This is a genomic window from Pseudomonas sp. MPB26 (assembly GCF_046605355.1).
Lineage (GTDB): Bacteria > Pseudomonadota > Gammaproteobacteria > Pseudomonadales > Pseudomonadaceae > Aquipseudomonas > Aquipseudomonas cedrina.
In genome coordinates, this window is record NZ_CP176793.1 from 1494714 (window position 1) to 1518694 (window position 23981).

Below are 23981 nucleotides of genomic sequence, written 5' to 3' on the forward strand. Positions count from 1 at the left end.
CTTGTTAACCTTTAAGCTGGGCCAGGGCGCGGTAATCCGCTCCCAGCGTGGCCTGTAGAATCTCTTTCGGATAATCGTCGGTTACCACCGCTTCGCCCATGTGGCGCAGCAGTACCAGTCGCAGTCGACCGTCGATCACTTTCTTGTCTATCGCCATATGTTCGAGGAAGTCCGCCTCAGTCATCTCCTCCGGCGGGATGACCGGCAACCCGGCCCGCTGAAACAGGCGGATGCCGCGATCTCGCTCCTGGGCACTGATCCAGCCCAGGCGCTGCGACATCTCCAACGCCATCACCGTGCCAGCCGCTACGGCCTCCCCATGCAACCACACACCATAGCCCATATGGGTTTCGATCGCATGGCCGAAGGTGTGCCCCAGGTTCAAGGTAGCCCGCACGCCGGACTCCCGTTCGTCGGCATTCACCACCAGCGCCTTGGCGGCGCAGGAGCGCGAAATTGCTTCGGTGAGTGCCACCTGGTCAAGGTTACGCAGCGCGTCCACATGTTCTTCGAGCCAGGCCAGGAACGGTTCGTCGCAGATCAGCCCGTACTTGATGACTTCCGCCAGGCCCGCCGACAACTCGCGCGGTGGCAGGGTGTTGAGGGTCGCGGTGTCGATCAGCACGGCTTGAGGCTGGTAGAACGCACCGACCATGTTCTTGCCCAGCGGGTGGTTGATACCGGTCTTGCCGCCCACCGACGAATCAACCTGGGACAGCAAGGTGGTCGGCACCTGGATAAAATCCACGCCGCGCTGGTAGCAGGCGGCTGCGAAGCCGGCCATGTCGCCGATCACACCGCCGCCCAGGGCGATCACGGTGGTGCGGCGGTCGTGGCGCGCAGTCAGCAGGCCATCAAAGATCAGTTGCAGGGTTTCCCAGTTCTTATGAGCTTCGCCGTCCGGCAGGATCACCGAGATCACCGAGTAGGCCGCCAGGCTGCGGCTCAGACGCTCCAGATACAGCGGCGCGACCGTTTCGTTGGAGATGATCGCCACTTGCCGACCGGCAATATGCGGGGCAAGCAACTCCGGCTGGTCCAGCAGACCTTCGCCAATATGGATCGGGTAGCTGCGCTCGCCTAGATCGACCTTAAGTGTCTGCATGTGTCCCCGCGTTAGAGATATATTGACGACCGGTAACGTCGACTTCCGACGCTGCCTGATGGCTCTACGCCATACCCCTTAGGGTAATAGCGCGCCGCCGAGAATAGCGCATTTTGGGCCAGGCTTTAACGGGGTTGCAGCCGCTGCAGGCGCTCTAGAATGTCGAGAACCACCATCCGAGGTGGCCGCTCATCGGTTTCCACCACCAGATCGGCAATTTCACGATAAAGCGGATCACGCAGCGCAAGCAGATCCCGCAAGGTTTTTTCCGGGTTGGCCGTGCGCAGCAACGGGCGATTGCGATCGCGGGCGGTGCGGCCCACCTGCTGCTCGACCGACGCATGCAGGTAGACCACGCGACCACCTGCATGCAGCGCGCGGCGGTTCTCGTCACGCATCACTGCGCCACCGCCCGTGGCCAATACCACGCCGTCACAGCCGCACAGCTCGGCAATCATCGCCTGCTCGCGGTCACGAAAGCCCAGTTCGCCTTCCTTATCGAAGATCCATGGGATATTGGCACCCGTGCGCAATTCAATTTCCTTGTCGGAATCTTTGAATGGCAGGCGCAGCTCTTTGGCCAGCAAACGGCCGATGGTGCTTTTTCCAGCCCCCATCGGTCCAACAAGAATCAAATTTCGCACAGAATCAACGACTCACAGCAATCGCCTGGTTATTCATAATACGCGGAGTCAGGAATACCAGCAGCTCGGATTTTTTCTCCGCCAGCACATCGCGCCGGAAAAGGCGGCCAAGATACGGCACATCGCCTAAAAATGGCACTTTATCTACCACTTTGCTTTGGGTATTGGAGAAAACCCCGCCGATGACGATGGTCTCGCCGTCCTTGACCAATACCTTGGCGTTGACCTCGTTCTTCTTGATCGGCGGCACATCGTTGAGCTTGTTCAGGTAGTCAGGCTCATCCTTGGTCACTTTGACCTCCATGATCACGCGGTCGTCAGGTGTGATTTGCGGGGTGACCTCCAGGGACAACGAGGCCTCCTTGAACGACACCGAGGTAGCGCCACTGGAGCTGGATTCCTGGTAGGGGATCTCGGTGCCCTTGAGGATACGTGCGGTTTCCTTGTCGGAAGTGACCACCTTGGGTTGAGAGACGATTTCACCGTTGCCGGTTTTCTCCATGGCGGTGAGTTCCAGGTCCAGCAGCAGGTTGTCGGTAATAAAGGCGATACCCAGTCCCGAGGTGCCGGTCAACGAGCCCAGGTCCACAAAGGGTGAACTGGGTGGGTTCTGCGGCGATTCAGCGCCTTCAGGCTGAGGTTTCGCGATGCCGCCCGCGCCCCAGTTGCCCCGGCTGCCCCGGTTGAGGCGCCCACCCCAGCGTGCGCCCAGGCTTTTGTCGTAATCGACATTGGCCTCGACGATCCGTGCCTCGATCATTACCTGGCGCACCGGAATATCCAGCTGTGCCACGATGCGACGCAGCTCCTCCAGCCGCTCCCCGGTCTGGTAGGCAATGATGTTGTTGGTGCGATCATCGACTGCCACCGAGCCACGCTCATCGGTTACGCCTTCAAGGCCCGTGACCGACTGGAACAACTTGGCCAGGTCCGCCGCCTTGGCGTAGTTGACCTGCAGCAGCTCCCGGCGCAAAGGCGCCAGTTCCGCCATTTGCTTGCGCGACTCCAGCGTGAGCAGCTCGCGTGCGGCCAGTTCCTCGGCAGGGGCTACCAGCAATACGCCAGCCTTCAGGCGCTTATCCAGGCCCTTGGCCTGCAGCACAAGGTCCAGCGCCTGGTCCCAGGGCACATCCTTGAGGCGCAAGGTGATCGAGCCCTGCACATCGTCGCTCGCGATCAGGTTGAGGCCCGCCACATCGGCAATTTGCTGCAACGCGGTGCGCAACTCGATGCTTTGGAAGTTGAGGTTGAGCCTATCGCCCGTGTAGGCGTTTAACGTGGTGTTGCCGGGGGGCGGCAACTGGATCAGATCCACACGATTGGGCACAGCAGCAGCCATCGGTGCCGTGAACGCTATCCATAGCGCCACACCGAAGGACGAAAAAGTCCTTTTCATTGTTTGATTCCGTTATGAGTTGACGTTTAACAGCAGTGTGCGGGGACGCTCCAGCCACGCGCCCTGGTCATCGGGAAACAGCTCCACCAGTTCTATGGAGCGCTCATGGATGGCGGTGATGCGGCCATGGTCCGGCCCCAGGTAATCGCCAATTGCCAGGCGATGCACCCTGGAGGAGACCCGCAGCAGGGCGAACGCCTGCAGCCCGCGGGACAGCGTGCCGACCATTTCGAACTGATCCAGCGCAAGCCCTTCCAGGATTCCACGCGGCCGAGTGAGATCCGGCGCACGGGCAGGGCGACCCGGCAAGTGGTCGACCTGAACCGCAAGCAGTTGAAAAGGATCACGCAGCCCGGATGAGTCGTAGACAAAAGGCTGCCCTTGCGCAACCTGTCCGCCCCGCCGGCCACCCTGCGCATGCCAGTAGGTCTTGGCCAGCAGATCAAGGCGCTGCAGCTTGCCATCACGCCGCAGGGCAACATCATGCACCGTAGCGATTCGCGACAGGCCGCCAAGACTGCTGAGAAACATCGCCAGGTCGTGATAACCCCCTGTGACTCCAACTCGCACAGGCTGCTCGTGGAAGAACGCGAAGGGTTGTTCATCCAACGGGGTGACGCTCTCGACCAGCAGACCATTGGCCAGAGCCAGGCGAGCAATGTCTTCCAGCAAGCCAGGCATTTCGGACTCGCCCGGCAACGCCTGTAAAAGCTCGTCGGCCTTCGCCTGCATAAGCTCAAGCTGGCGGCTGCGCGCCTCAAGATCGGCCGCCAGAGCAGCCTTGTGGGCGATTTGCTGCAGCAGGGCCACTTCCTGCGCTTCGACCTGGTGCAAGCGCTGCCGCGACGGGCCCAGGCAAACAAGCTCACCCACCACCCCCATCAGACCAGCCAGCGCACAGCCCAACAGGACTTTGCCAGGCAGTGGCCATTTTGCAGCGTTGTGAGTGAGCGCGGAAAAATTGAGCCTCGGCAACAGGCTCATGGTTGAGCCTCGGAAGACTCTCCCTGACGCACCATCAACTGGAACTCATTGTTGCCGCGCGCGCCCTCCGTTTGCACGTGTTGCAACCGCGTGGAATGGGGGCCTTGCGCGGCTTCCAGGCGGCGCATCAACTGGGCGATATCCTGGCTGGATTCAGCGCTGCCACTGATACTCACCGTATCGCCCTTCGCGACCACTTCATGCAGGTGGACGCCGTCGGGGACCGCGCGCGCCAATTGATCCAACAGTTGCGCACCGGACGAGCGGGCATCGTGCAGGTCTTGCACGACTTTCATGCGTTGCGCCAATTGCTGGCTTTGCTCCTGCAAGTCGTCGATGGTCCTGATGCGTGCATCAAGGCCGCTGACATCCTTGCCCAGATGGTCATTGCGGGTCACCTGCCGGTCAATGGCCTTGTCGATCACCTGGTCCGCCAGCCACACAGCCGCGAGCGCCGCGCTGACGAATGCGAGCAAACACGCCAGTAAGTATTTGCGCCGCCGCTCTGCCAGGGCCTGTCGCCAAGGCAATAGGTTGATTCGTGTCTTCAAGCGAAACTCCTCAGGGCCAACCCGCAAGCAATTCCCATCCCCTGGGCATCCACGGCCCATTGTGCACCATCGACTCGATGGCTCGGCGTGAAGCTGGCGAAATCCTGACTGCAAGCGCGCGCCAATGCAAACGCTTCGACATCGACTACCTTCGGCACCAGCCCGGCCAGCGCCAGAACCGCCTCGCGGGCCTCCACATGTTCTTTCAGGCACGCGGCGAGCAGTACCTCGACACGGCCGGGGTCGAGCGCCGTCGGCCCGCGCACTTGAAAGTCGATGGCCACGTCATCAAGCGGATAAGGAATATATTGGTCTGCCTCCATCTGGATCCTCCAAGTCATCTCATCATCAGTGAGCCCCGCCTCCATCTCGATCATCCGCGTGATCACCGACGGCCCGGCCACTGCAGCGGCAGCGCCACGGACCGATGTCGAAAAACGCGCCAAGGCACTGCGCAACGCATGCCCTACGCCTTCGAGATCGAAGAACGTGCCGTCGACCACCGCGTGGCTGGGCAGCGCCTGGGTGACGAAACCCTCAATGGTGTAGTCGCCGCCTGAACAGCCGAGCTCGACCATCCGGATTGTGGTGTCATTGATGTCGACGCCCAGCAGGCTGTCGACTTTTCGGGTGAAAAATCCCTTTCCCATAAAACTCCCTAAAACTTTGCCTGTCATACCGCCTGATTGCCGCTGTGCGCCATGCATTCGGTCGACTTGTTGAGCAGGCGCCCATGACGCCCGAAGTCGAAAAATGCTTTAATGCCCAGCGTTTTTTCCCGCTTTTCATCTGCAGCTCGGGTCGATCCATCGTTTGTCATGCACGCCCCGACGCCTAACCCATTCTTTTCTCTGGAAATCCAAAAGCCTTGATTCGTCTGCTGAAGTTTTTCGGGTACTCCATTGTCGCCATCGTTTGCGGGCTGCTGCTCGTGTTCAGCGGGGCCTACCTCTACCTTAGTCCGGGTTTGCCCTCCGTAGAGGCCCTTAGAAGTATCCAGTTGCAGATTCCTTTGCGGGTCTACAGCAGCGATGAAAAACTGATCGCAGAGTTCGGCGAAATGCGCCGCACACCGATCCGTTTTGCCGACATTCCACCCAATTTCATCAGTGCGTTGCTTTCGGCGGAAGACGATAATTTTGCCAACCACTATGGCGTCGACCCCAGCAGCCTGGTGCGGGCGGCCACGCAGTTGGTAAAAAGCGGACACATTCAGTCCGGCGGCAGCACCATCACCATGCAAGTGGCGAAGAACTTCTTCCTCACCAGCGAGCGCAGTTTTTCACGCAAGGCCACCGAAATCCTCCTGGCACTGCAGATCGAGCGCCAACTGACCAAAGACGAAATCCTCGAGCTGTACGTCAACAAAATCTACCTGGGCAACCGCGCCTACGGGATCGAAGCGGCGTCACAGGTCTACTACGGCAAGTCCATCCGTGACGCCAGCCTGGCGCAAATGGCCATGATTGCCGGCCTGCCCAAGGCCCCTTCACGCTTCAACCCGCTGGCCAACCCGGCACGCAGTAAAGAACGCCGCGACTGGATCCTGGGGCGGATGTACAAGCTGGGCAAGATCGACCAGGCCGCTTACGAAAGCGCCGTTGCCGAACCGCTGAACGCCAGCTACCACGTGCCGACGCCGGAAGTGAACGCCCCCTACATTGCTGAAATGGCGCGCGCCGAGATGGTCGGCCGCTACGGCAGCGAGGCCTACACCGAGGGCTTTCGTGTCACCACCACCGTGCCCAGCGACCTGCAGGAAATCGCCAACGAAGCGGTGCATTCCGGCCTGATCACCTATGACCAGCGCCACGGCTACCGCGGCCCTGAATCGCGCCTGCCGGGCAAGACCCTGAGCGCCTGGACCACCGAGCTGGGAAAACAACGCACGATCAGCGGCCTGGAGCCGGCCATCGTTACCCAGGTGAAGAAAGATGGCCTGCAGGTGCTGACCCGCACCGGCGAAGCCCATGTGGCGTGGGACAGCATGAAATGGGCACGCCCCTTCCTGAACACCAACAGCATGGGCCCGATGCCCAAGCAGCCGGCGGACGTGGCGCAGGTGGGTGACTTGATCCGCGTGCAACGCCAGAAGGATGACAGCCTCAAGTTCAGCCAGGTACCGCTGGCCCAGGGCGCGCTGGTGTCCCTGGACCCGCAGAACGGTGCAATCCGCGCGCTGGTCGGCGGTTTCGCGTTTGAGCAAAGCAACTACAACCGTGCCATCCAGGCCAAGCGCCAGCCCGGCTCGAGCTTCAAGCCGTTCATCTACAGTGCCGCGCTGGATAACGGCTACACCGCCGCCAGCCTGGTCAACGATGCACCGATCGTGTTTGTCGACGAGTACCTGGACAAGGTCTGGCGTCCGAAGAACGACACCAACACCTTCCTCGGCCCGATCCGCATCCGCGAGGCGCTCTATAAGTCGCGCAACCTGGTGTCGATCCGCCTGCTGCAGGCGATGGGCGTGGGCAAGACCATCGATTACATGACGCGCTTTGGCTTTGCCAAATCGGACCTGCCGCCAAACCTGTCCCTGGCGCTGGGCACCGCGACCCTCACGCCGATGGAAATCGCCACCGGCTGGAGCACCTTTGCCAACGGCGGCTACAAGATCGCGCCGTACCTGATCGACAAGATTGAAAGCCGCAACGGCGACACCCTGTTTACCGCCAACCCGCCACGCGTGCCGGGCGACGTGGTCAACGGCGTGGCGGCAACCGATGGCCTGGCGGCACCGAGCAATGGCGGTATCACCATCGAGCCAACCCCGGGCGCTGCGCCGGCCGCCAACGCCGCCGCTACCGAACCACAGGCACCCGCCGTGGCCGAGCGCATCGTGGATGGCCGTACCACCTACATTCTCAACAGCATCCTGGAAGACGTGATCAAGAAGGGCACCGGACGCCGCGCCCTGGCCCTTGGCCGTGCGGATATCGCCGGCAAGACCGGTACCACCAACGAATCCAAGGATGCCTGGTTCTCCGGCTACAACGCCGACTATGTGACAACCGTATGGACCGGCTACGACCAGCCGGAAAGCCTGGGCCGCCGCGAGTTCGGCGGCACCGTCGCACTGCCGATCTGGATGAGCTACATGGGCGCTGCCTTGAAGGACAAGCCGTTGCACACTCAACCGGAGCCGGAAGGTATCCTCAGCCTGCGCATCGACCCAATCAGTGGCCGCGCGGCATCGCCCAGCACGCCGAATGCGTACTTCGAGCTGTTCAAGAGCGAAGACACGCCGCCGTCGGTCAACGAGTTGGGCAATGGGGTTGCGCCGGGCAGTCCGCTGCCGGCGGATGAGGCGGCGCCGATCGATCTGTTCTGACCCTGTAGTGAGCGGGCTTGTCGAATCGTCGCGGTGCGACGATTCGACAAGCCCGCTCACTACAAGGGCCATCGGCGAACACCACACAACAAAAAGCCCCGACTCGCGAGAGCCGGGGCTTTTTGTTGGTGCGCTACGCAGGCTTAGCCGTTGAACACATCATCCACGCTTTGCAGTGGGTAGTTCTTCGGATACGGCAGGGTCGCCACGCCCGTCTCGATGGCGGCTTTGGCCACCGCATCAGAGATCAAAGTGATGAGGCGCTTATCCATTGGCTTGGGAATGATGTACTCACGACCAAATTCCAGCTTGGCGCCACCGTAAGCGTCGCACACGTCCTGTGGCACCGGCAGCTTGGCCAGTTCACGCAAGGCGTTGGCGGCAGCGACTTTCATCTCTTCGTTGATGCGCTTGGCGCGAACGTCCAGAGCGCCACGGAAGATGAACGGGAAGCCCAATACGTTGTTGACCTGGTTCGGGTAGTCCGAACGGCCAGTGGCCATGATCACGTCGTTGCGCGTGGCGTGCGCCAGTTCCGGCGAGATCTCCGGGTCCGGGTTGGAGCAGGCGAAGACGATCGGGTTGGCAGCCATGGACTTGAGGCCTTCGGCACTCAGCAGATTCGGGCCGGACAGGCCGACGAATACGTCTGCACCGTCCAATGCATCAGCCAGGGTGCGCTTGGACGACGGGTGGGCAAACATCGCCTTGTACTGGTTCAGGTCGGTACGCTCGGACTGGATGACGCCCTTGCTGTCGACCATGTAGATGTTTTCCAGCTTGGCGCCCATGCTCACGATCAGCTTCATGCAGGAGATAGCCGCAGCACCGGCGCCCAGGCAGACGATCTTGGCGTCAGCCAGGGTCTTGCCGGCGATTTCCAGGGCGTTGATCATGCCGGCCGCGGTAACGATCGCGGTGCCATGCTGGTCATCGTGGAATACCGGAATGTCGCACTGTTCGATCAGGGCCTTTTCGATCTCGAAGCACTCAGGTGCCTTGATGTCTTCCAGGTTGATGCCACCGAAGGTGATGGAAATGCGTTTGACCGTGTCGATGAAGGCCTGCGGGCTTTCGGAGTCGACTTCGATGTCAAAAACGTCGATGCCGGCGAAGCGCTTGAACAGCACGCCTTTACCTTCCATGACCGGCTTGGAAGCCAATGGGCCGAGGTTACCCAGGCCCAGAATCGCGGTGCCATCGGAAATCACTGCAACCAGGTTGCCTTTGCCGGTGTACTTGTACGCCAGTTCGGGGTCGCGGGCGATTTCACGGACGGGCTCGGCAACACCAGGGCTGTAGGCCAGCGACAGGTCGCGGGCGGTGGCAGTGGCCTTGGTGAGCTCTACACTCAGCTTTCCTGGACGAGGATGGGCATGATATTCGAGAGCGGCAGTTTTCAAATCAGACATATCGGCATTCCGCTTTTACTGTTGGTCGACGGACCGCCGAGGATACGCGTGTCGTAAAGTCCCCACAAGACTGGGCAGTCACGGGTGTCAAGGCCCCAAAGCGCCGTACTTTGGTCTAAGGCCACGGGATACAAGGGCTCAACTGTTCACAATCAACTAAAAAAATGTCTACAATTTCTTATCAAAAAGTCGAATTGAGCATGCTGGGGTCGGTCAATGGGAGCAACCAGCGCGCCTGATCATTTTTCCGGCTGCCACGCTGGGCACGGTCCTGCACCCAGCCGCGCGCCTCGATCGTCTTGCCGGGCAGACCATTGAGCAGTGCGGGGTCGAATTGGCGGATAAGGTCGGGCGCAATGCGCAATACCAGTGAGCCCTGCAATTGGATCCAGACCCCACCTCGGTTGCGTTCGATCTTGCTCACGCGGCCGCTGACCAGGGCGAAGCCGGACTGCTTGAGTTGCCCCACGTCCTGCACCGCAGATTGCCGCCAGAGGCCCAACCGCGCCTGCCGGGCGCTGTTTTCAGCGGCCCGCTGGCAGACGACGAGGTCGACATTGGGTGCAACGCCCACTTGATAGCCCAGGCCTTCGGCCAGCAGTTGCGCTTCAAGGTTCTCACCGTTGGCAGCGTAGAGGTGGGCCAGCGTGCGGCCGTAGCGGTCCTTGCTCTCGCGCCCCTGCACCAGGCCGACGCGACCGTCATTGGCCTCCACCAACGCTTGCAAACGCTGGCGGGCAGCGATGGCGTAGGGCTCGTCAGGACGGCCTCGCTTGCCGGTTTCCGGGGCGTTGAGGCCGATCATCCGCACGCTGCGGCCATCCTTGAGGCGCAGCGTGTCGCCATCCACCACGCGCTGAACCTCGACGCGGGCCACAGACGCCGGCGCCGGGCAAAATACCTCGGCGTAGGCGGTCGTCAGCCAAATCCCAGGCACAAAAAAGGCGCCCGCAAGGGACGCCTTTTTCAACAGCTGGCAAAAGCCCATGAGGCTTTTGAGCCTTACTCTGCTGGAGTAGCAGGCTTCTTGCCGAAAGCACCAAAGCGATCTGCGAAGCGCTGTACACGGCCGCCGGTGTCCAGAGTTTTCTGCTTACCGGTGTAGAACGGGTGGCACTCGTTGCATACGTCAGTACCCAGTGGCTTGCACAGGTTCGAACGGGTTTCGAACTTGTTACCGCAGCTGCAGGTGACTTCGATGGTTTCGTACGCTGGATGGATATCGGCTTTCATGGCACTTCCTCGGGCTAGCGTGCCGCCACTCGACACTATTGTCGAATACCGCACGTAATTAGGCCGCGGATTCTACCAGACCTTTTTAAACGCGCAAGCGGCGGGGATGGCCCAAGACATCCTTTCATCAGAAAATCCCGACTACCACACCCCCCTTGTGGGAGCGGGCTTGCTCGCGAATGCAGTGTGTCAGTCGCCGGAAGTAGCAGCTGATCCACCGCATTCGCGAGCAAGCCCGCTCCCACAAGGGGACTGCAGTGATCTGAAAATCCGATTCCAATGCCAGACACAGGACACCCCCACCGCCGGTCTGCTAGGCTCGCGCCCCTGCAACACCGCCTGCCTTTATAGATGAGACTTCGTGTGCCCGACGCCATTTTGCGCCTAGCCCTGCCCTCGCCCCTGCGCCGCCTGTTCGATTACCGGGCCCCGGCTGGCGTGCTGCGCGCGCAGTTGCAGCCAGGCATGCGCGTGCGCGTGCCGTTCGGTCGCCGGGAAATGATCGGCATCCTGGTGGAAGTCGCCGACCATAGCGAAGTGCCCGCGGACAAACTCAAGCCCGCCCTGGCCATGCTCGATGCCACCGCGCCGCTGCCGCCCGCACTGTTCAAGCTGTGCCTGTGGACCGCGCAGTATTATCAGCACAGCCTGGGCGACACCTTGAGCTGGGCGCTGCCGGTGCTGTTGCGCCAGGGCGAGCTGGCCGAGGCGCGCCAGGAACGCTTCTGGTCGACGGTGCCCGGCGCGCGCCTCGATGACCCACGCATCGCCCGTGCGCCGCGCCAGCGTGAAGCCCTGGCAACCCTGGCCCAACACCCGCACGGCGTGGCGCATCAGCTCTTGAGCAAGCTGATGCTGAGCAAAGACAGCCTTGACCTGCTGCTGGCCAAAGGCCTGGTGCAGGTGGAAATCCGCAAGCACGCCCCCGACCCGCGCCACGAACATTGGCTGGCCCAGCCGGAATTGCCGCTGAACCCCGAACAACGCGCCGCGTATGAAGCGATTCGCGCCGGTTTCGACAGTTTCCACGCCTTCCTGCTGGCCGGCGTCACCGGCAGTGGCAAGACCGAAGTCTATTTGCAGTTGATCCGCGAAACCCTGCAGGCCGGCAAACAGGCCCTGGTGCTGATCCCCGAGATCAACCTGGGCCCGCAAACCCTGGCACGTTTCGAACAACGCTTCAACGCGCGCATCGCGCTGGTGCACTCGGCGGTCAACGACCGTGAACGCCTGGAATCCTGGCTGGCGGCGCGCGATGGCGAAGCCGACATTATTATCGGCACCCGCTCGGCGCTGTTCACGCCAATGAAAAACCCCGGGCTGATCATCATCGACGAGGAGCACGACGGGTCCTATAAACAGCAAGAAGGCCTGCGCTACCACGCCCGCGACCTGGCGCTGGTGCGCGCACGCCAGGAAGACATTCCGATAGTGCTGGGCTCGGCCACGCCGTCCCTTGAGAGCTTGCACAACGCCTACACCGGCCGCTACGGCCTGCTGCGCCTCAACGAGCGCGCCGGCGGCGCCAAGCAGCCACGCTTCCTGCGCCTGGACGTCAAAAGCCGGCCGCTGGACAGCGGTATTTCCGGCCCGATGCAGCAAGCCATCGGCCAAACCCTGGCCGCCGGCCAGCAAGTATTGGTGTTCCTCAACCGCCGGGGCTTTGCGCCGACCCTGCTGTGCCACGACTGCGGCTGGATGTCCGAGTGCGAGCGCTGCGATGCGCGCATGACCGTGCATCAGCGCCACGGCGAGCTGCGCTGCCACCACTGCGGCCATGTGGAACGCGTACCACGGCACTGCCCGCAGTGCGGCAAGGTCGACCTGCGCCCGGTCGGCGCAGGGACCGAGCGGGCCGAAGAGCGCCTGGGCATTCTGTTCCCGGACTTCCCGGTGCTACGGGTCGACCGCGATAGCACCTCGCGCAAGGACGCGATGAACCAGTTGTTCGCCACCATCCAGAAAGGCCAGCCGTGCATCTTGATCGGCACGCAGATGCTCGCCAAAGGGCATCACTTCCCACGGGTAACCCTGGTGTCGATCCTGGATGCCGACGGCGGGCTGTTCTCCGGGGACTTTCGCGCAAGCGAACGCATGGCGCAGTTGATCGTGCAGGTTGCCGGCCGCGCGGGTCGTGCCGAGGAGCCAGGCAGAGTGATTATCCAGACGCACCTGGCCGACCACCCGCTGCTGATCCAGCTTACAGAGCAAGGCTACTTTGCCTTCGCCGAGCAGGCCCTGAGCGAACGCCGCGCCGCCGGCCTGCCGCCGTTTTCCCATTTGGCGCTGCTGCGCGCCGAAGCCCACAAACCGGGCCAGGCCGAAGGTTTCCTGGATGAAGCGTGCAGCGCCGCCGAACGTTTGCTCGGCGAACTGGGTCTGACCGGCATCGAACTGCTCGGCCCGGTGCCCGCGCCCATGGAACGCCGCGCCGGACGTTATCGTGCCCAGCTGCTCTTGCAAGCCACCTCCCGCGCGCCGCTGCATCGGCTATTAAGCAGCTGGTTACTTGCCCTGGAGCAAATGCCCGGCGGCCGGCAGGTGCGATGGTCGCTGGATGTGGACCCGGTGGATTTGTATTAAGCGACGGATCGCCAGCGCTTCCATTTTTGAAATGTGAATACCGTTAAATGTGGGAGCGGGCTTGCCCGCGATTGGAGCCCGCAGGTCCGCCACTCACTCTGAACGGTTGGCAAGCCCGCCCTCGCCACGGATAATGCCCAGTTTTTCCACCTGCGCATCGCGCGCCGCCGCTTGCGGTCGAAAGAGAACACCATGAAAGACACCATTCGCCAGCTGATCCAACAAGCCATCACCCAACTCGTCAACGAAGGTGTGTTGCCTGAAGGCCTGTCGCCGGCGATCCAGGTGGAGAACACCCGCGATAAGACCCACGGCGACTTCGCCAGCAATATCGCGATGATGCTGTCCAAGCCCGCCGGCATGAAGCCGCGCGACCTGGCCGAGAAGATCATTGCCGCGCTACCTGCCGACGAGAGTGTCACCAAGGCCGAAATCGCCGGCCCTGGCTTCATCAACTTTTTCCAGAACACCCAGGCCCTGGCCAATCGGCTCGACGCGGCCTTGGCCGACGCTCACGTGGGCGCGCGCAAAGCCGGCCCGGCCCAGCGCACCGTGGTCGACCTGTCGGCTCCTAACCTGGCCAAGGAGATGCACGTCGGCCACCTGCGCTCGACCATCATCGGCGACGGCGTGGCGCGGGTCCTGGAGTTCCTGGGTGATGAAGTCATCCGTCAGAACCATGTCGGCGACTGGGGCACCCAGTTCGGCATGCTGATGGCCTACCTGCAGGAAAACCCGATCACCAGCGACGAACTGTCAGACCTGGAAAATTTCTACCGCGCGGCCAAGAAGCGTTTTGACGAATCCACGGAATTCGCCGACCGCGCCCGTGGCCTGGTGGTCAAGCTGCAAGCCGGTGATGCCGAATGCCTGGCGCTGTGGACCAAGTTCAAGGACATCTCGCTGTCGCACTGCCAGAAGATCTACGAGCTGCTCAACGTCAAATTGACCATGGCCGACGTGATGGGCGAAAGCGCCTACAACGATGACCTGGTCAACGTGGTCAACGACCTGAAGGCCGCGGGCATGCTGGTCGAGAGCAACGGCGCGCAGTGCGTGTTCCTCGACGAATTCAAGAATGCCGAAGGCGAGCCGCTGCCGGTGATTATCGTCAAGGCCGATGGCGGCTACCTCTACGCCACCACCGACCTGGCCGCCATCCGTTATCGCAGTGGCACGCTCAAGGCCGACCGCGCCCTGTACTTCGTCGACCAGCGCCAGGCCCTGCACTTCCAGCAAGTGTTCGCGGTGGCGCGCAAGGCGGGCTTCGTCACCCACCCGATGCACATGGAACACATGGGGTTCGGCACCATGAACGGCGCCGACGGCCGTCCGTTCAAGACCCGCGACGGCGGCACCGTGAAGCTGATCGACCTGCTGACCGAAGCCCAGGAACGTGCCTACACCCTGGTGAAGGAAAAGAACCCGGAGCTGGCCGAGGCCGACCTGCGCAACATCGCCCGCGTGGTGGGCATTGGCGCGGTGAAATACGCCGACCTGTCCAAGCACCGCACCAGCGACTACAGCTTCAACTTCGAGCTGATGCTCAATTTCGAAGGCAACACCGCGCCGTACTTGCTGTACGCCTACACCCGTGTGGCCGGTGTGTTCCGCAAGCTGGGCAAGGATTTCAGCGAAGTCGAAGGCCGGATCGTGCTGGAGGCGGCGCACGAACAGGAATTGGCCGCCAAACTGGCGCAATTCGGCGAAGTGCTGAACAGCGTCGGCGACAAAGGCACGCCGCACATTCTGTGCACTTACCTGTACGAAGTCGCGGGGCTGTTCTCCAGTTTCTACGAGAACTGCCCGATCCTGACCGCCGACGACGAAGCCCAGAAGCAAAGCCGCCTGCGCCTCGCCGCGCTGGCTGGACGCACCCTCAAGCAAGGCCTGGAACTGTTGGGCCTGGAAACCCTGGAGCGTATGTAAGTTGGCCGCCAAGAAAAAACCTGCACCCAAGCGCGGCGCCAGCCGCTACCAGGCCCCGGCGAAGAAGCCGATCCCCGGCTGGCTGTGGATGGCGATCGGCCTCACCGTCGGCGCGTTTATCGTGTTCCTGATGAAGCTGGACCCAGGCCAGGGCGACGACGTCAAACGCGTCAAACAGGAGCAGCAGAAGGCCACGAAAATAGCCGAAGCCAACAAGACTGCGCCGAGCCCGACCGCACCCGTGAAGCCCAAGTACGACTTCTACACGCTGCTGCCGGAATCGGAAGTGATCGTGCCGCCCGACGCCGTGCCGGAGAAAACCCTGCCGACGCCGCAAGTGCCGACCACCCCGGTCACCCCGGCGGAAGCGGCGAAAATCGACACGGCGCGCGCCCAGGCCGCGCTGGCCGGGATCACGCCGCCGCCGGCACCGCCGGTTGCCGAGACAAAGGCCGCGCCGGTCACCAAGTTCTTCCTGCAAGCGGGCTCGTTCCCGAAACAGGCGGATGCCGATCGCGTGCGCGCGCAGATCATACTGCTGGGCCAGGCGGTGACGGTGGAGTCCGGCACGGTGAAGGACGCGACCTGGTACCGTGTGCTGGTGGGGCCGTTCAGCAACCGTGAACAGTTGACCGTGGCGCAGAAACAACTGGCTGGCGCGGGCTTTAGCAACCTGTTGTTACAACAGCGCCAGAGCCGCTGATTCTGAAAACGCAGCGGTCCAAAATGTGGGAGCGGGCTTGCTCGCGAATGCGGTAGATCAGTCACTATTTCCGGCGACTGACACACCGCTTTCGCGAGCAAGCCCGCTCCCACATTTGATTTTCATCGATCTGAAGATCGAGTCCGACATATAAACACCACTCGTCCGCCCCAACGCCCTACGGTTGAAATCCCCCCCACCACCCCCATATCAGTTTCCATCAGGGCATTTTCGCCCCGCTGCGTGGAGACTCTCCCCTTGACCACCATCGTTTCAGTACGTCGCCACGGCAAAGTTGTCATGGGCGGCGACGGCCAGGTTTCCCTGGGCAACACCGTGATGAAAGGCAACGCCAAAAAAGTGCGTCGCCTGTACCACGGCCAGGTTCTCGCGGGCTTTGCCGGCGCTACCGCCGACGCCTTCACCCTGTTCGAGCGTTTTGAAGGCCAGCTTGAGAAACATCAGGGCCATTTGGTGCGCGCCGCCGTCGAACTCGCCAAAGAATGGCGCACCGACCGCTCCCTCAGCCGCCTGGAAGCCATGTTGGCCGTCGCCAATAAAGATGCGTCCCTGATCATCACCGGTAACGGCGATGTGGTTGAGCCTGAACATGGCCTGATTGCCATGGGTTCCGGCGGTGGCTACGCCCAAGCGGCAGCCAGCGCACTGCTGAAGAAAACCGATCTGTCGGCCCGCGAAATCGTCGAGACCGCCCTGGGCATCGCCGGTGATATCTGCGTGTTCACCAACCACAACCAGACCATTGAGGAGCAGGACCTCGCCGAGTAAGCCGTAGGCTTATTCCGCTTGAGGCCGCCAAACACTATGTCCATGACTCCCCGTGAAATCGTCCATGAACTCAACCGCCATATCATCGGCCAGGACGATGCCAAGCGCGCCGTCGCCATCGCGCTGCGTAACCGCTGGCGCCGGATGCAGCTACCCGAAGAACTGCGCGTTGAAGTAACGCCCAAGAACATTCTGATGATTGGCCCGACAGGCGTGGGTAAAACCGAGATCGCCCGTCGCCTGGCCAAACTGGCCAATGCGCCTTTCATCAAGGTTGAAGCCACCAAGTTCACCGAAGTGGGCTATGTGGGCCGCGACGTCGAGTCGATCATCCGCGACCTGGCCGACGCCGCCCTGAAAATGCTGCGCGAACAGGAAGTGACCAAGGTCAGCCACCGCGCCGAAGATGCCGCCGAAGAGCGCATCCTCGATGCCTTGCTGCCACCGGCACGCATGGGCTTCAATGAAGACGCCGCACCGTCTTCGGATTCCAATACCCGTCAGCTGTTCCGCAAGCGTCTGCGTGAAGGCCAGCTGGACGACAAGGAAATCGAGATCGAAGTCGCCGAAGTCTCCGGTGTCGACATCTCCGCGCCGCCTGGCATGGAAGAAATGACCAACCAGTTGCAGAACCTGTTCGCCAACATGGGCAAGGGCAAGAAGAAAAGCCGCAAGCTCAAGGTCAAGGATGCGCTCAAACTGGTGCGCGATGAAGAAGCCGGACGCCTGGTCAACGAGGAAGAGCTCAAGGCCAAGGCCCTCGAAGCGGTCGAGCAACACGGGATCGTGTTTATCGACGAAATCGACAAAGTGGCCAAGCGCGGCAATTCCGGCGGCGTCGATGTATCGCGCGAAGGTGTGCAGCGCGACCTGCTGCCGCTGATCGAAGGCTGCACCGTGAACACCAAGCTGGGCATGGTCAAGACCGACCACATCCTGTTTATTGCCTCCGGCGCCTTCCACCTGAGCAAGCCAAGCGACCTGGTACCCGAGCTGCAAGGCCGCCTGCCGATCCGCGTGGAACTCAAGGCACTGACCCCGGGCGACTTCGAACGCATTCTCAGCGAACCGCACGCGTCGCTCACCGAGCAGTACCGCGAGCTGCTGAAAACCGAAGGCCTGGGGATCGAGTTCCAGGCCGATGGCATCAAGCGCCTGGCGGAAATCGCCTGGCAGGTCAACGAGAAGACCGAGAACATCGGTGCGCGTCGCCTGCACACTTTGCTTGAGCGTTTGCTTGAGGAAGTGTCCTTCAGCGCCGGCGACATGGCCGGTGCGCAGAATGGCGAAGCGATCAAGATCGATGCCGAGTACGTCAACAGCCACCTGGGCGAATTGGCGCAGAACGAAGACTTGTCTCGTTATATCCTGTAAGCCTCACTCAGGACCGCTTTGCTTTACTGTGGGAGCGGGCTTGCTCGCGAAATCGGTGTATCAGTACTAGATGTACTGACTGACACTCCGCTTTCGCGAGCAAGCCCGCTCCCACATTTTTGAGCCGGTTTCTTCAGGATTATTACCAATGGCCAAATTCCCCACTGCTGTAAACCTGCACAAAACCTCAAACACCCTCGGCCTCACCTACGGCCCCGACGAAACCTACCAGTTGCCCGCCGAATTCCTGCGGGTGCACTCGCCTTCCGCCGAGGTCCAGGGCCACGGCAAACCCATCCTGCAATTCGGCAAGCTCAACGTCCGGTTGACCAAGGTCGAACCGGCCGGCCAGTACGCACTGAAGCTGACCTTCGACGACGGGCATGACAGCGGATTGTTCACCTGGGACTACCTCTACCAGCTAGCCGTGCGTCAGGACGCGCTGTGGGCCGACTACCTCGCTGAACTCAAAGCGGCCGGCAAAACCCGCGACCCGAGTGAATCGGTCGTGCGGCTGATGCTCTAGCCCAGGCGTCTTGCTCTTTAGAGGGCATTTTCTAATTTCATCTGCTTGAATGCCCTGTCGCGGGACCAATGATGGGTCCGCTTGCGAAAAAAATTAAACTCGGGTAACCAATGGAGCTGGCAAGTTCCCTGCATTTGACGATGCGGTATCAACGGTCACCCGAGTCGCAGTACCTGGCGTGTGTTGTGGATCGCAATCTGGATGCATCGCCATCGCCGGTACTCGTCTTTCGGACAATGGAGCGTCGTAGATGAGTAACAAGAATAACGATGACTTGAAACGCCAGGCCTCGGAAAACACCCTGGGGCTCAACCCGATCATCGCGTTACGCAAAAAGGACTTGCTCGCCTCGGCGAAGATGGTGCTGACCCAAGCCATCAAGCAACCGTTGCACAGCGTCAAGCACGTCGCGCATTTTGGCGTGGAACTCAAGAATGTGATGTTCGGCAAGTCGCAGCTGGTGCCCGAAAGCGACGACCGTCGTTTCCATGACCCTGCCTGGAGCCAGAACCCGCTCTACAAACGTTATCTGCAGACCTACCTGGCGTGGCGCAAGGAGCTGCACGACTGGATCGGCGACAGCAACCTGTCCGAACAGGACATCAGCCGCGGCCATTTCGTGATCAACCTGATGACCGAAGCCATGGCCCCCACCAACAGCACGGCCAACCCGGCGGCGGTCAAGCGCTTCTTTGAAACCGGCGGCAAAAGCCTGCTCGATGGCCTGTCCCACTTGGCCAAGGACATGGTGCACAACGGCGGCATGCCGAGCCAGGTCAACATGGGCGCCTTTGAAGTGGGCAAGAGCCTGGGCACCACCGAAGGCGCGGTGGTGTTTCGCAACGACGTGCTGGAGCTGATCCAGTACAAGCCGATAACAGAACAGGTGCACGAGCGACCGCTGTTGGTGGTGCCGCCGCAGATCAACAAATTCTATGTCTTCGACCTGAGCCCGGAAAAGAGCCTGGCGCGCTTCTGCCTGCGTAATAACCAGCAAACCTTCATCGTCAGTTGGCGCAACCCGACCAAGGCCCAGCGCGAGTGGGGGCTGTCGACCTATATCGAGGCGCTCAAGGAAGCGGTCGATGTGGTCACGGCGATTACCGGCAGCGAGGACATTAATATGCTCGGCGCCTGCTCCGGTGGCATCACCTGCACCGCGCTGCTCGGTCACTATGCGGCGCTGGGGGAGAAGAAGGTCAACGCCCTGACCTTGCTGGTGAGTGTGCTGGACACAACGCTGGACACCCAGGTGGCGCTGTTCGTCGACGAGCAGACGCTGGAAGCCGCCAAACGCCATTCCTACCAGGCCGGCGTGCTGGAAGGCCGCGACATGGCCAAGGTGTTCGCCTGGATGCGCCCCAATGACCTGATCTGGAACTACTGGGTCAACAACTACCTGCTGGGCAATGAGCCACCGGTGTTCGACATTCTGTTCTGGAACAACGACACCACGCGCCTGCCGGCGGCGTTCCACGGCGACCTGATCGAACTGTTCAAGAACAACCCGCTGGTACGCGCCAACGCGCTGGAAGTGTGCGGCACGCCCATCGATCTCAAGCAAGTCACGGCCGATATCTATTCACTGGCCGGCACCAACGATCACATCACACCGTGGCAGTCCTGCTACAAGTCGGCGCAACTGTTTGGCGGCAAGGTCGAGTTCGTGCTGTCCAGCAGCGGGCATATTCAGAGCATTCTCAACCCGCCAGGCAACCCCAAGGCACGGTATCAGACCAGCGACAGCCTGGCGGCGAAACCGTTGGAATGGCAGGAAAATGCCACCAAGCATACGGATTCGTGGTGGCTGCATTGGCAAGCGTGGCAGGCGGAGCGGGCGGGTATGTTGAAGAAAGCGCCGGCGAGTTTGGGTAATAAAACCTACGCCGCTGCCGAGGCTGCGCCGGGTACTTATGTGCATGAACGCTAATCCACACACATTTTGTGATTGAAATGAGATCCAAATGTGGGAGCGGGCTTGCTCGCGAATGCGGTGTGTCAGGCAACACATCTGGTACTGACACACCGCATTCGCGAGCAAGCCCGCTCCCACATTCAGATCGCATTCCGGCTGTCACACTTCACAGGGCTTGAGCATGCCGCAACCGTTCATCTTTCGCACCATCGACCTGGATGGCCAGGCCATCCGCACGGCGGTGCGCCCGGGCAAGCCTCACTTGACGCCGCTGCTGATCTTCAACGGCATCGGCGCCAACCTTGAGCTGGTGTTTCCGTTCGTCCAGGCGCTGGACCCGGACCTGGAAGTGATCGCCTTCGATGTCCCCGGCGTGGGCGGTTCTTCGACGCCCAACCGGCCCTACCGTTTTCCCGGCCTGGCCAAGCTCACCGCGCGCATGCTCGATTACCTCGACTACGGACAGGTGAACGCGGTGGGCGTGTCCTGGGGCGGGGCGCTGGCGCAGCAATTTGCCTATGACTACCCAGAGCGTTGCAAAAAATTGATCCTGGCAGCCACGGCAGCGGGTGCGGTGATGGTACCGGGCAAACCCAAAGTGTTATGGCTGATGGCCAGCCCACGCCGTTATATCCAGCCGTCTCACGTGGTGCGCATCGCGCCGATGATCTACGGCGGCTCGTTCCGCCGCGATGCAAAACTGGCCGCCGAACACGCAAGCAAAGTGCGCTCGGCCGGCAAGTTGGGCTATTACTGGCAATTGTTCGCCGGGCTGGGCTGGACCAGCATCCACTGGCTGCACAAGATCCGCCAGCCCACCCTGGTGCTGGCGGGCGACGACGACCCGTTGATCCCGCTTATAAACATGCGCATGCTGGCCTGGCGCATCCCCAATGCCCAACTGCACATCATCGATGATGGCCACCTGTTCCTGATCACTCGGGCCGAGGCCGTGGCGCCGATCATCATGAAATTCCTGCAAGAGGAGCGCATGCGTGCAGTGATTCATCCGCGACCGGCAGTGTAAGGACCACACCGCCGCGCAACTTGCCAGGAACCGACTATGGTTCTGGATTGGCGTGCCTGTTTGATGGCTTGACGAAGGAGTGTTGGCTCATGCGAGAAAGACCCATGACGGACCCGGCTCCCACCCCCGCTGCGTTCATCAATGCGCAAAGTGCGATTACCGGGCTGCGCGGTCGCGACCTGATGTCGACCCTGCGCAGTGTTGCTGCCCATGGCTTGCGCAACCCGCTGCATACGGCTCGTCATGCCCTGGCGTTGAGCGGTCAACTGGGCCGCGTGCTGCTCGGTGAAACCGTGCACGAACCCAACCCCAATGACAGCCGCTTCATCGACCCCACCTGGACACTCAACCCTCTGTACCGGCGCAGCTTGCAGGCCTACCTGAGCTGGCAGAAGCAGACGCGCCACTGGATCGATGACAGCGCCCTGGGCGCCGATGACCGAGCCCGTGCGCACTTCGCCTTCTCGCTGCTCAATGATGCGGTCTCGCCTTCCAACACCCTGCTCAACCCGCTGGCGATCAAGGAACTGCTCAACTCCGGCGGTCACAGCGTGGTGCGCGGCGCGAGCCACCTGTTCGAAGACCTGCTGCACAACAACGGCCTGCCGCGCCAGGTGAGCAAGCATGCGTTCGAGGTGGGCAAGACGGTCGCCACCACACCCGGTTCGGTGGTCTTTCGCAATGAGCTGCTGGAGCTGATCCAGTACAAGCCCATGAGCGAAAAACAGTACGCCAAGCCGCTGCTGATCGTGCCGCCGCAAATCAACAAGTACTACATTTTCGACCTGAGCCCGGCCAACAGCTTTGTGCAGTACGCGTTAAAAAATGGCCTGCAGACGTTCATAGTCAGCTGGCGCAACCCGGATGTGCGCCATCGCGAATGGGGGCTTTCCACCTACGTCGCCGCGCTGGAGGAGGCGCTCAACGCATGCAGGGCGATCACCAAAGCCCGCGAGGTCAACCTGATGGGCGCCTGCGCCGGTGGCTTGACCATCGCCGCGCTGCAAGGCCACCTGCAAGCCAAACGCCAGTTGCGCCGCATCTCCAGCGCGAGCTACCTGGTGAGCCTGCTGGACAGCCAGATCGACAGCCCCGCCACACTGTTCGCCGACGAGCAGACCCTGGAGGCCGCCAAGCGCCGTTCCTATCAGCAAGGCGTGCTGGACGGCCGCGACATGGCCAAAGTGTTCGCCTGGATGCGCCCCAATGACCTGATCTGGAACTACTGGATCAACAATTACCTGCTGGGCAAGGAGCCGCCGGCCTTCGACATCCTGTACTGGAACAACGACAACACGCGTCTGCCCGCCGCGCTGCACGGCGACCTGCTGGACTTTTTCAAGCACAACCCCCTCAGCCATCCCGGTGGGCTGGAAGTGTGCGGCACGCCGATCGATTTGCAGAAGGTCACCGTGGACAGCTTCAGCGTAGCCGGCATCAACGACCACATCACGCCGTGGGACGCGGTGTACCGCTCGACCCAGTTGCTGGGCGGCGAGCGGCGCTTCGTGCTGTCCAACAGCGGGCATATCCAAAGCATCCTGAACCCGCCGGGCAACCCCAAGGCCAACTACGTCGAGAACCCAAAGCTGAGCAGCGACCCGCGCGCCTGGTACTACGACGCCAGCCACGTCGAAGGCAGCTGGTGGCCGCAGTGGCTGACATGGATCCAGCAACGCTCGGGCGTACAACGAGAAACCCTCACCGCCCTGGGCAACCAGAATTACCCACCGATGGAAGCGGCGCCAGGCACCTATGTGCGCGTGCGTTGAGTTCAACCGACACCGTTAAGAAGGCTGGATGAAGACCCGCGACCGTATCCTTGAATGTGCCTTGCAATTGTTCAACCAAAAGGGCGAACCCAATGTCTCGACCATGGAGGTGGCCAATGAAATGGGGATCAGCCCCGGCAATCTCTATTATCATTTTCATGGCAAGGAACCGTTGGTACTCGGTCTGTTCGAGCGTTTTCAAGCTGAACTGGCACCGATGCTCGACCCACCGGCCGATGCGCAACTAAAGCCTGAGGATTACTGGCTGTTCCTGCACCTGATCGTCGAGCGCATGGCCCACTACCGCTTCCTGTTCCAGGACCTGTCGAACCTCGCTGGACGCCTGCCGAAGCTGGCCAAGGGCATTCGCAACCTGCTGACGGCGCTCAAGCGCACCCTGGCGGCTTTGCTAGCGCGTTTGAAGGCGACGGGACAGTTGGTCAGCGATACACAGGCGCTTGGCCAACTGGTGGAACAGATCACCATGACGCTGCTGTTTTCCCTGGACTACCAGCGCATCCTCGACCGCAAGGGCGAGGTGCAGGTGGTGGTCTATCAGGTAATGATGCTGGTCGCGCCGCACCTCTTGCCGCCGGCGAGATTGGCGACCGAGCGCCTGGCACTGAAGTACCTGGATGTCACGGACTAAAAATGTGGCCCGCTCTCACACATAAAAAATGCCCGACCTTTGCAGGCCGGGCATTATT

At 61.5% G+C, this 23981-nt stretch carries 20 protein-coding genes and 1 pseudogene; 11 read left to right on the top strand and 10 right to left on the bottom strand.

Annotated features, from left to right (window positions below; all coding sequences use genetic code 11):
• Window positions 1–4: 4 nt before the first annotated feature.
• The 7 genes and pseudogenes from aroB to ACLH0H_RS06945 all read right to left on the bottom strand — a co-directional run bounded on the left by aroB (window position 5) and on the right by ACLH0H_RS06945 (window position 5500).
• Window positions 5–1105 (bottom strand): 3-dehydroquinate synthase, encoded by a 1101-nt coding sequence (aroB, locus tag ACLH0H_RS06915; protein ID WP_017738869.1) that lies wholly within the window; start codon window positions 1103–1105, stop codon window positions 5–7.
• Window positions 1106–1230: 125 nt separating this feature from the next.
• The gene (aroK, locus tag ACLH0H_RS06920; protein ID WP_076951749.1) at window positions 1231–1749 is read right to left on the bottom strand and encodes a shikimate kinase AroK; all 519 of its coding nucleotides are present in this window, start codon (window positions 1747–1749) and stop codon (window positions 1231–1233) included.
• A 4-nt stretch (window positions 1750–1753) separates the two neighbouring features.
• A pseudogene (locus ACLH0H_RS06925) lies at window positions 1754–3019 on the bottom strand (type IV pilus secretin PilQ); the annotation flags it as partial.
• 138 nt (window positions 3020–3157) lie between these two features.
• Window positions 3158–4129, bottom strand: a complete 972-nt coding sequence (locus tag ACLH0H_RS06930; protein ID WP_411381471.1) for a pilus assembly protein PilP — start codon at window positions 4127–4129, stop codon at window positions 3158–3160.
• The gene (locus ACLH0H_RS06935) at window positions 4126–4680 is read right to left on the bottom strand and encodes a PilN domain-containing protein (RefSeq protein ID WP_411381472.1); all 555 of its coding nucleotides are present in this window, start codon (window positions 4678–4680) and stop codon (window positions 4126–4128) included. The genes ACLH0H_RS06930 and ACLH0H_RS06935 overlap by 4 nt, the downstream gene beginning before the upstream one ends.
• Window positions 4677–5330, bottom strand: coding sequence for a type IV pilus assembly protein PilM (gene pilM, locus ACLH0H_RS06940; protein WP_411382379.1), 654 nt, complete (start codon window positions 5328–5330; stop codon window positions 4677–4679). The genes ACLH0H_RS06935 and pilM overlap by 4 nt, the downstream gene beginning before the upstream one ends.
• 23 nt (window positions 5331–5353) lie before the next feature.
• Window positions 5354–5500 (bottom strand): hypothetical protein, encoded by a 147-nt coding sequence (locus tag ACLH0H_RS06945; RefSeq protein WP_411381473.1) that lies wholly within the window; start codon window positions 5498–5500, stop codon window positions 5354–5356.
• Window positions 5501–5551: 51 nt separating this feature from the next.
• Between ACLH0H_RS06945 and ACLH0H_RS06950 the strand changes: the two genes are divergently transcribed.
• Complete coding sequence (locus ACLH0H_RS06950) at window positions 5552–8011, top strand: penicillin-binding protein 1A (protein WP_411382380.1); 2460 nt, start codon at window positions 5552–5554, stop codon at window positions 8009–8011.
• A gap of 143 nt (window positions 8012–8154) precedes the next feature.
• On the opposite strand, the gene ACLH0H_RS06955 is transcribed toward ACLH0H_RS06950, so the two are convergent.
• The 3 genes from ACLH0H_RS06955 to rpmE form a co-directional block, all read right to left on the bottom strand.
• The gene (locus tag ACLH0H_RS06955) at window positions 8155–9423 is read right to left on the bottom strand and encodes a malic enzyme-like NAD(P)-binding protein (protein WP_049710409.1); all 1269 of its coding nucleotides are present in this window, start codon (window positions 9421–9423) and stop codon (window positions 8155–8157) included.
• A gap of 181 nt (window positions 9424–9604) precedes the next feature.
• Window positions 9605–10411, bottom strand: coding sequence for a thermonuclease family protein (locus ACLH0H_RS06960; RefSeq protein ID WP_411381474.1), 807 nt, complete (start codon window positions 10409–10411; stop codon window positions 9605–9607).
• Between the two features lie 14 nt (window positions 10412–10425).
• Window positions 10426–10656, bottom strand: coding sequence for a 50S ribosomal protein L31 (rpmE, locus tag ACLH0H_RS06965; protein ID WP_049710411.1), 231 nt, complete (start codon window positions 10654–10656; stop codon window positions 10426–10428).
• A gap of 363 nt (window positions 10657–11019) precedes the next feature.
• Between rpmE and ACLH0H_RS06970 the strand changes: the two genes are divergently transcribed.
• The 10 genes from ACLH0H_RS06970 to ACLH0H_RS07015 all read left to right on the top strand — a co-directional run bounded on the left by ACLH0H_RS06970 (window position 11020) and on the right by ACLH0H_RS07015 (window position 23923).
• Window positions 11020–13239, top strand: a complete 2220-nt coding sequence (locus ACLH0H_RS06970) for a primosomal protein N' (protein WP_411381475.1) — start codon at window positions 11020–11022, stop codon at window positions 13237–13239.
• Window positions 13240–13431: 192 nt separating this feature from the next.
• Window positions 13432–15168 carry an arginine--tRNA ligase gene (argS, locus tag ACLH0H_RS06975; protein WP_411381476.1) on the top strand — a complete coding sequence of 579 codons (1737 nt, stop codon included), beginning with the start codon at window positions 13432–13434 and terminating at the stop codon, window positions 15166–15168.
• A gap of 1 nt (window position 15169) precedes the next feature.
• Window positions 15170–15871 carry an SPOR domain-containing protein gene (locus ACLH0H_RS06980; RefSeq protein WP_411381477.1) on the top strand — a complete coding sequence of 234 codons (702 nt, stop codon included), beginning with the start codon at window positions 15170–15172 and terminating at the stop codon, window positions 15869–15871.
• Between the two features lie 258 nt (window positions 15872–16129).
• Window positions 16130–16660, top strand: coding sequence for an ATP-dependent protease subunit HslV (hslV, locus tag ACLH0H_RS06985; protein ID WP_003171209.1), 531 nt, complete (start codon window positions 16130–16132; stop codon window positions 16658–16660).
• Between the two features lie 36 nt (window positions 16661–16696).
• Window positions 16697–18034 carry an ATP-dependent protease ATPase subunit HslU gene (gene hslU / locus ACLH0H_RS06990; protein WP_411381478.1) on the top strand — a complete coding sequence of 446 codons (1338 nt, stop codon included), beginning with the start codon at window positions 16697–16699 and terminating at the stop codon, window positions 18032–18034.
• Window positions 18035–18182: 148 nt separating this feature from the next.
• Entirely contained in the window at window positions 18183–18560 is a 378-nt protein-coding gene (locus ACLH0H_RS06995; protein WP_411381479.1) for a gamma-butyrobetaine hydroxylase-like domain-containing protein, read from the top strand.
• Between the two features lie 250 nt (window positions 18561–18810).
• Window positions 18811–20490, top strand: a complete 1680-nt coding sequence (gene phaC / locus ACLH0H_RS07000) for a class II poly(R)-hydroxyalkanoic acid synthase (RefSeq protein WP_411381480.1) — start codon at window positions 18811–18813, stop codon at window positions 20488–20490.
• Between the two features lie 166 nt (window positions 20491–20656).
• The gene (phaZ, locus tag ACLH0H_RS07005) at window positions 20657–21502 is read left to right on the top strand and encodes a poly(3-hydroxyalkanoate) depolymerase (RefSeq protein WP_186687638.1); all 846 of its coding nucleotides are present in this window, start codon (window positions 20657–20659) and stop codon (window positions 21500–21502) included.
• A gap of 89 nt (window positions 21503–21591) precedes the next feature.
• Window positions 21592–23274, top strand: coding sequence for a class II poly(R)-hydroxyalkanoic acid synthase (gene phaC / locus ACLH0H_RS07010; protein WP_411381481.1), 1683 nt, complete (start codon window positions 21592–21594; stop codon window positions 23272–23274).
• A 28-nt stretch (window positions 23275–23302) separates the two neighbouring features.
• On the top strand, window positions 23303–23923 hold the full coding sequence (locus ACLH0H_RS07015) for a TetR/AcrR family transcriptional regulator (protein WP_411381482.1): 621 nt from the start codon (window positions 23303–23305) through the stop codon (window positions 23921–23923).
• Window positions 23924–23981: the final 58 nt, after the last annotated feature.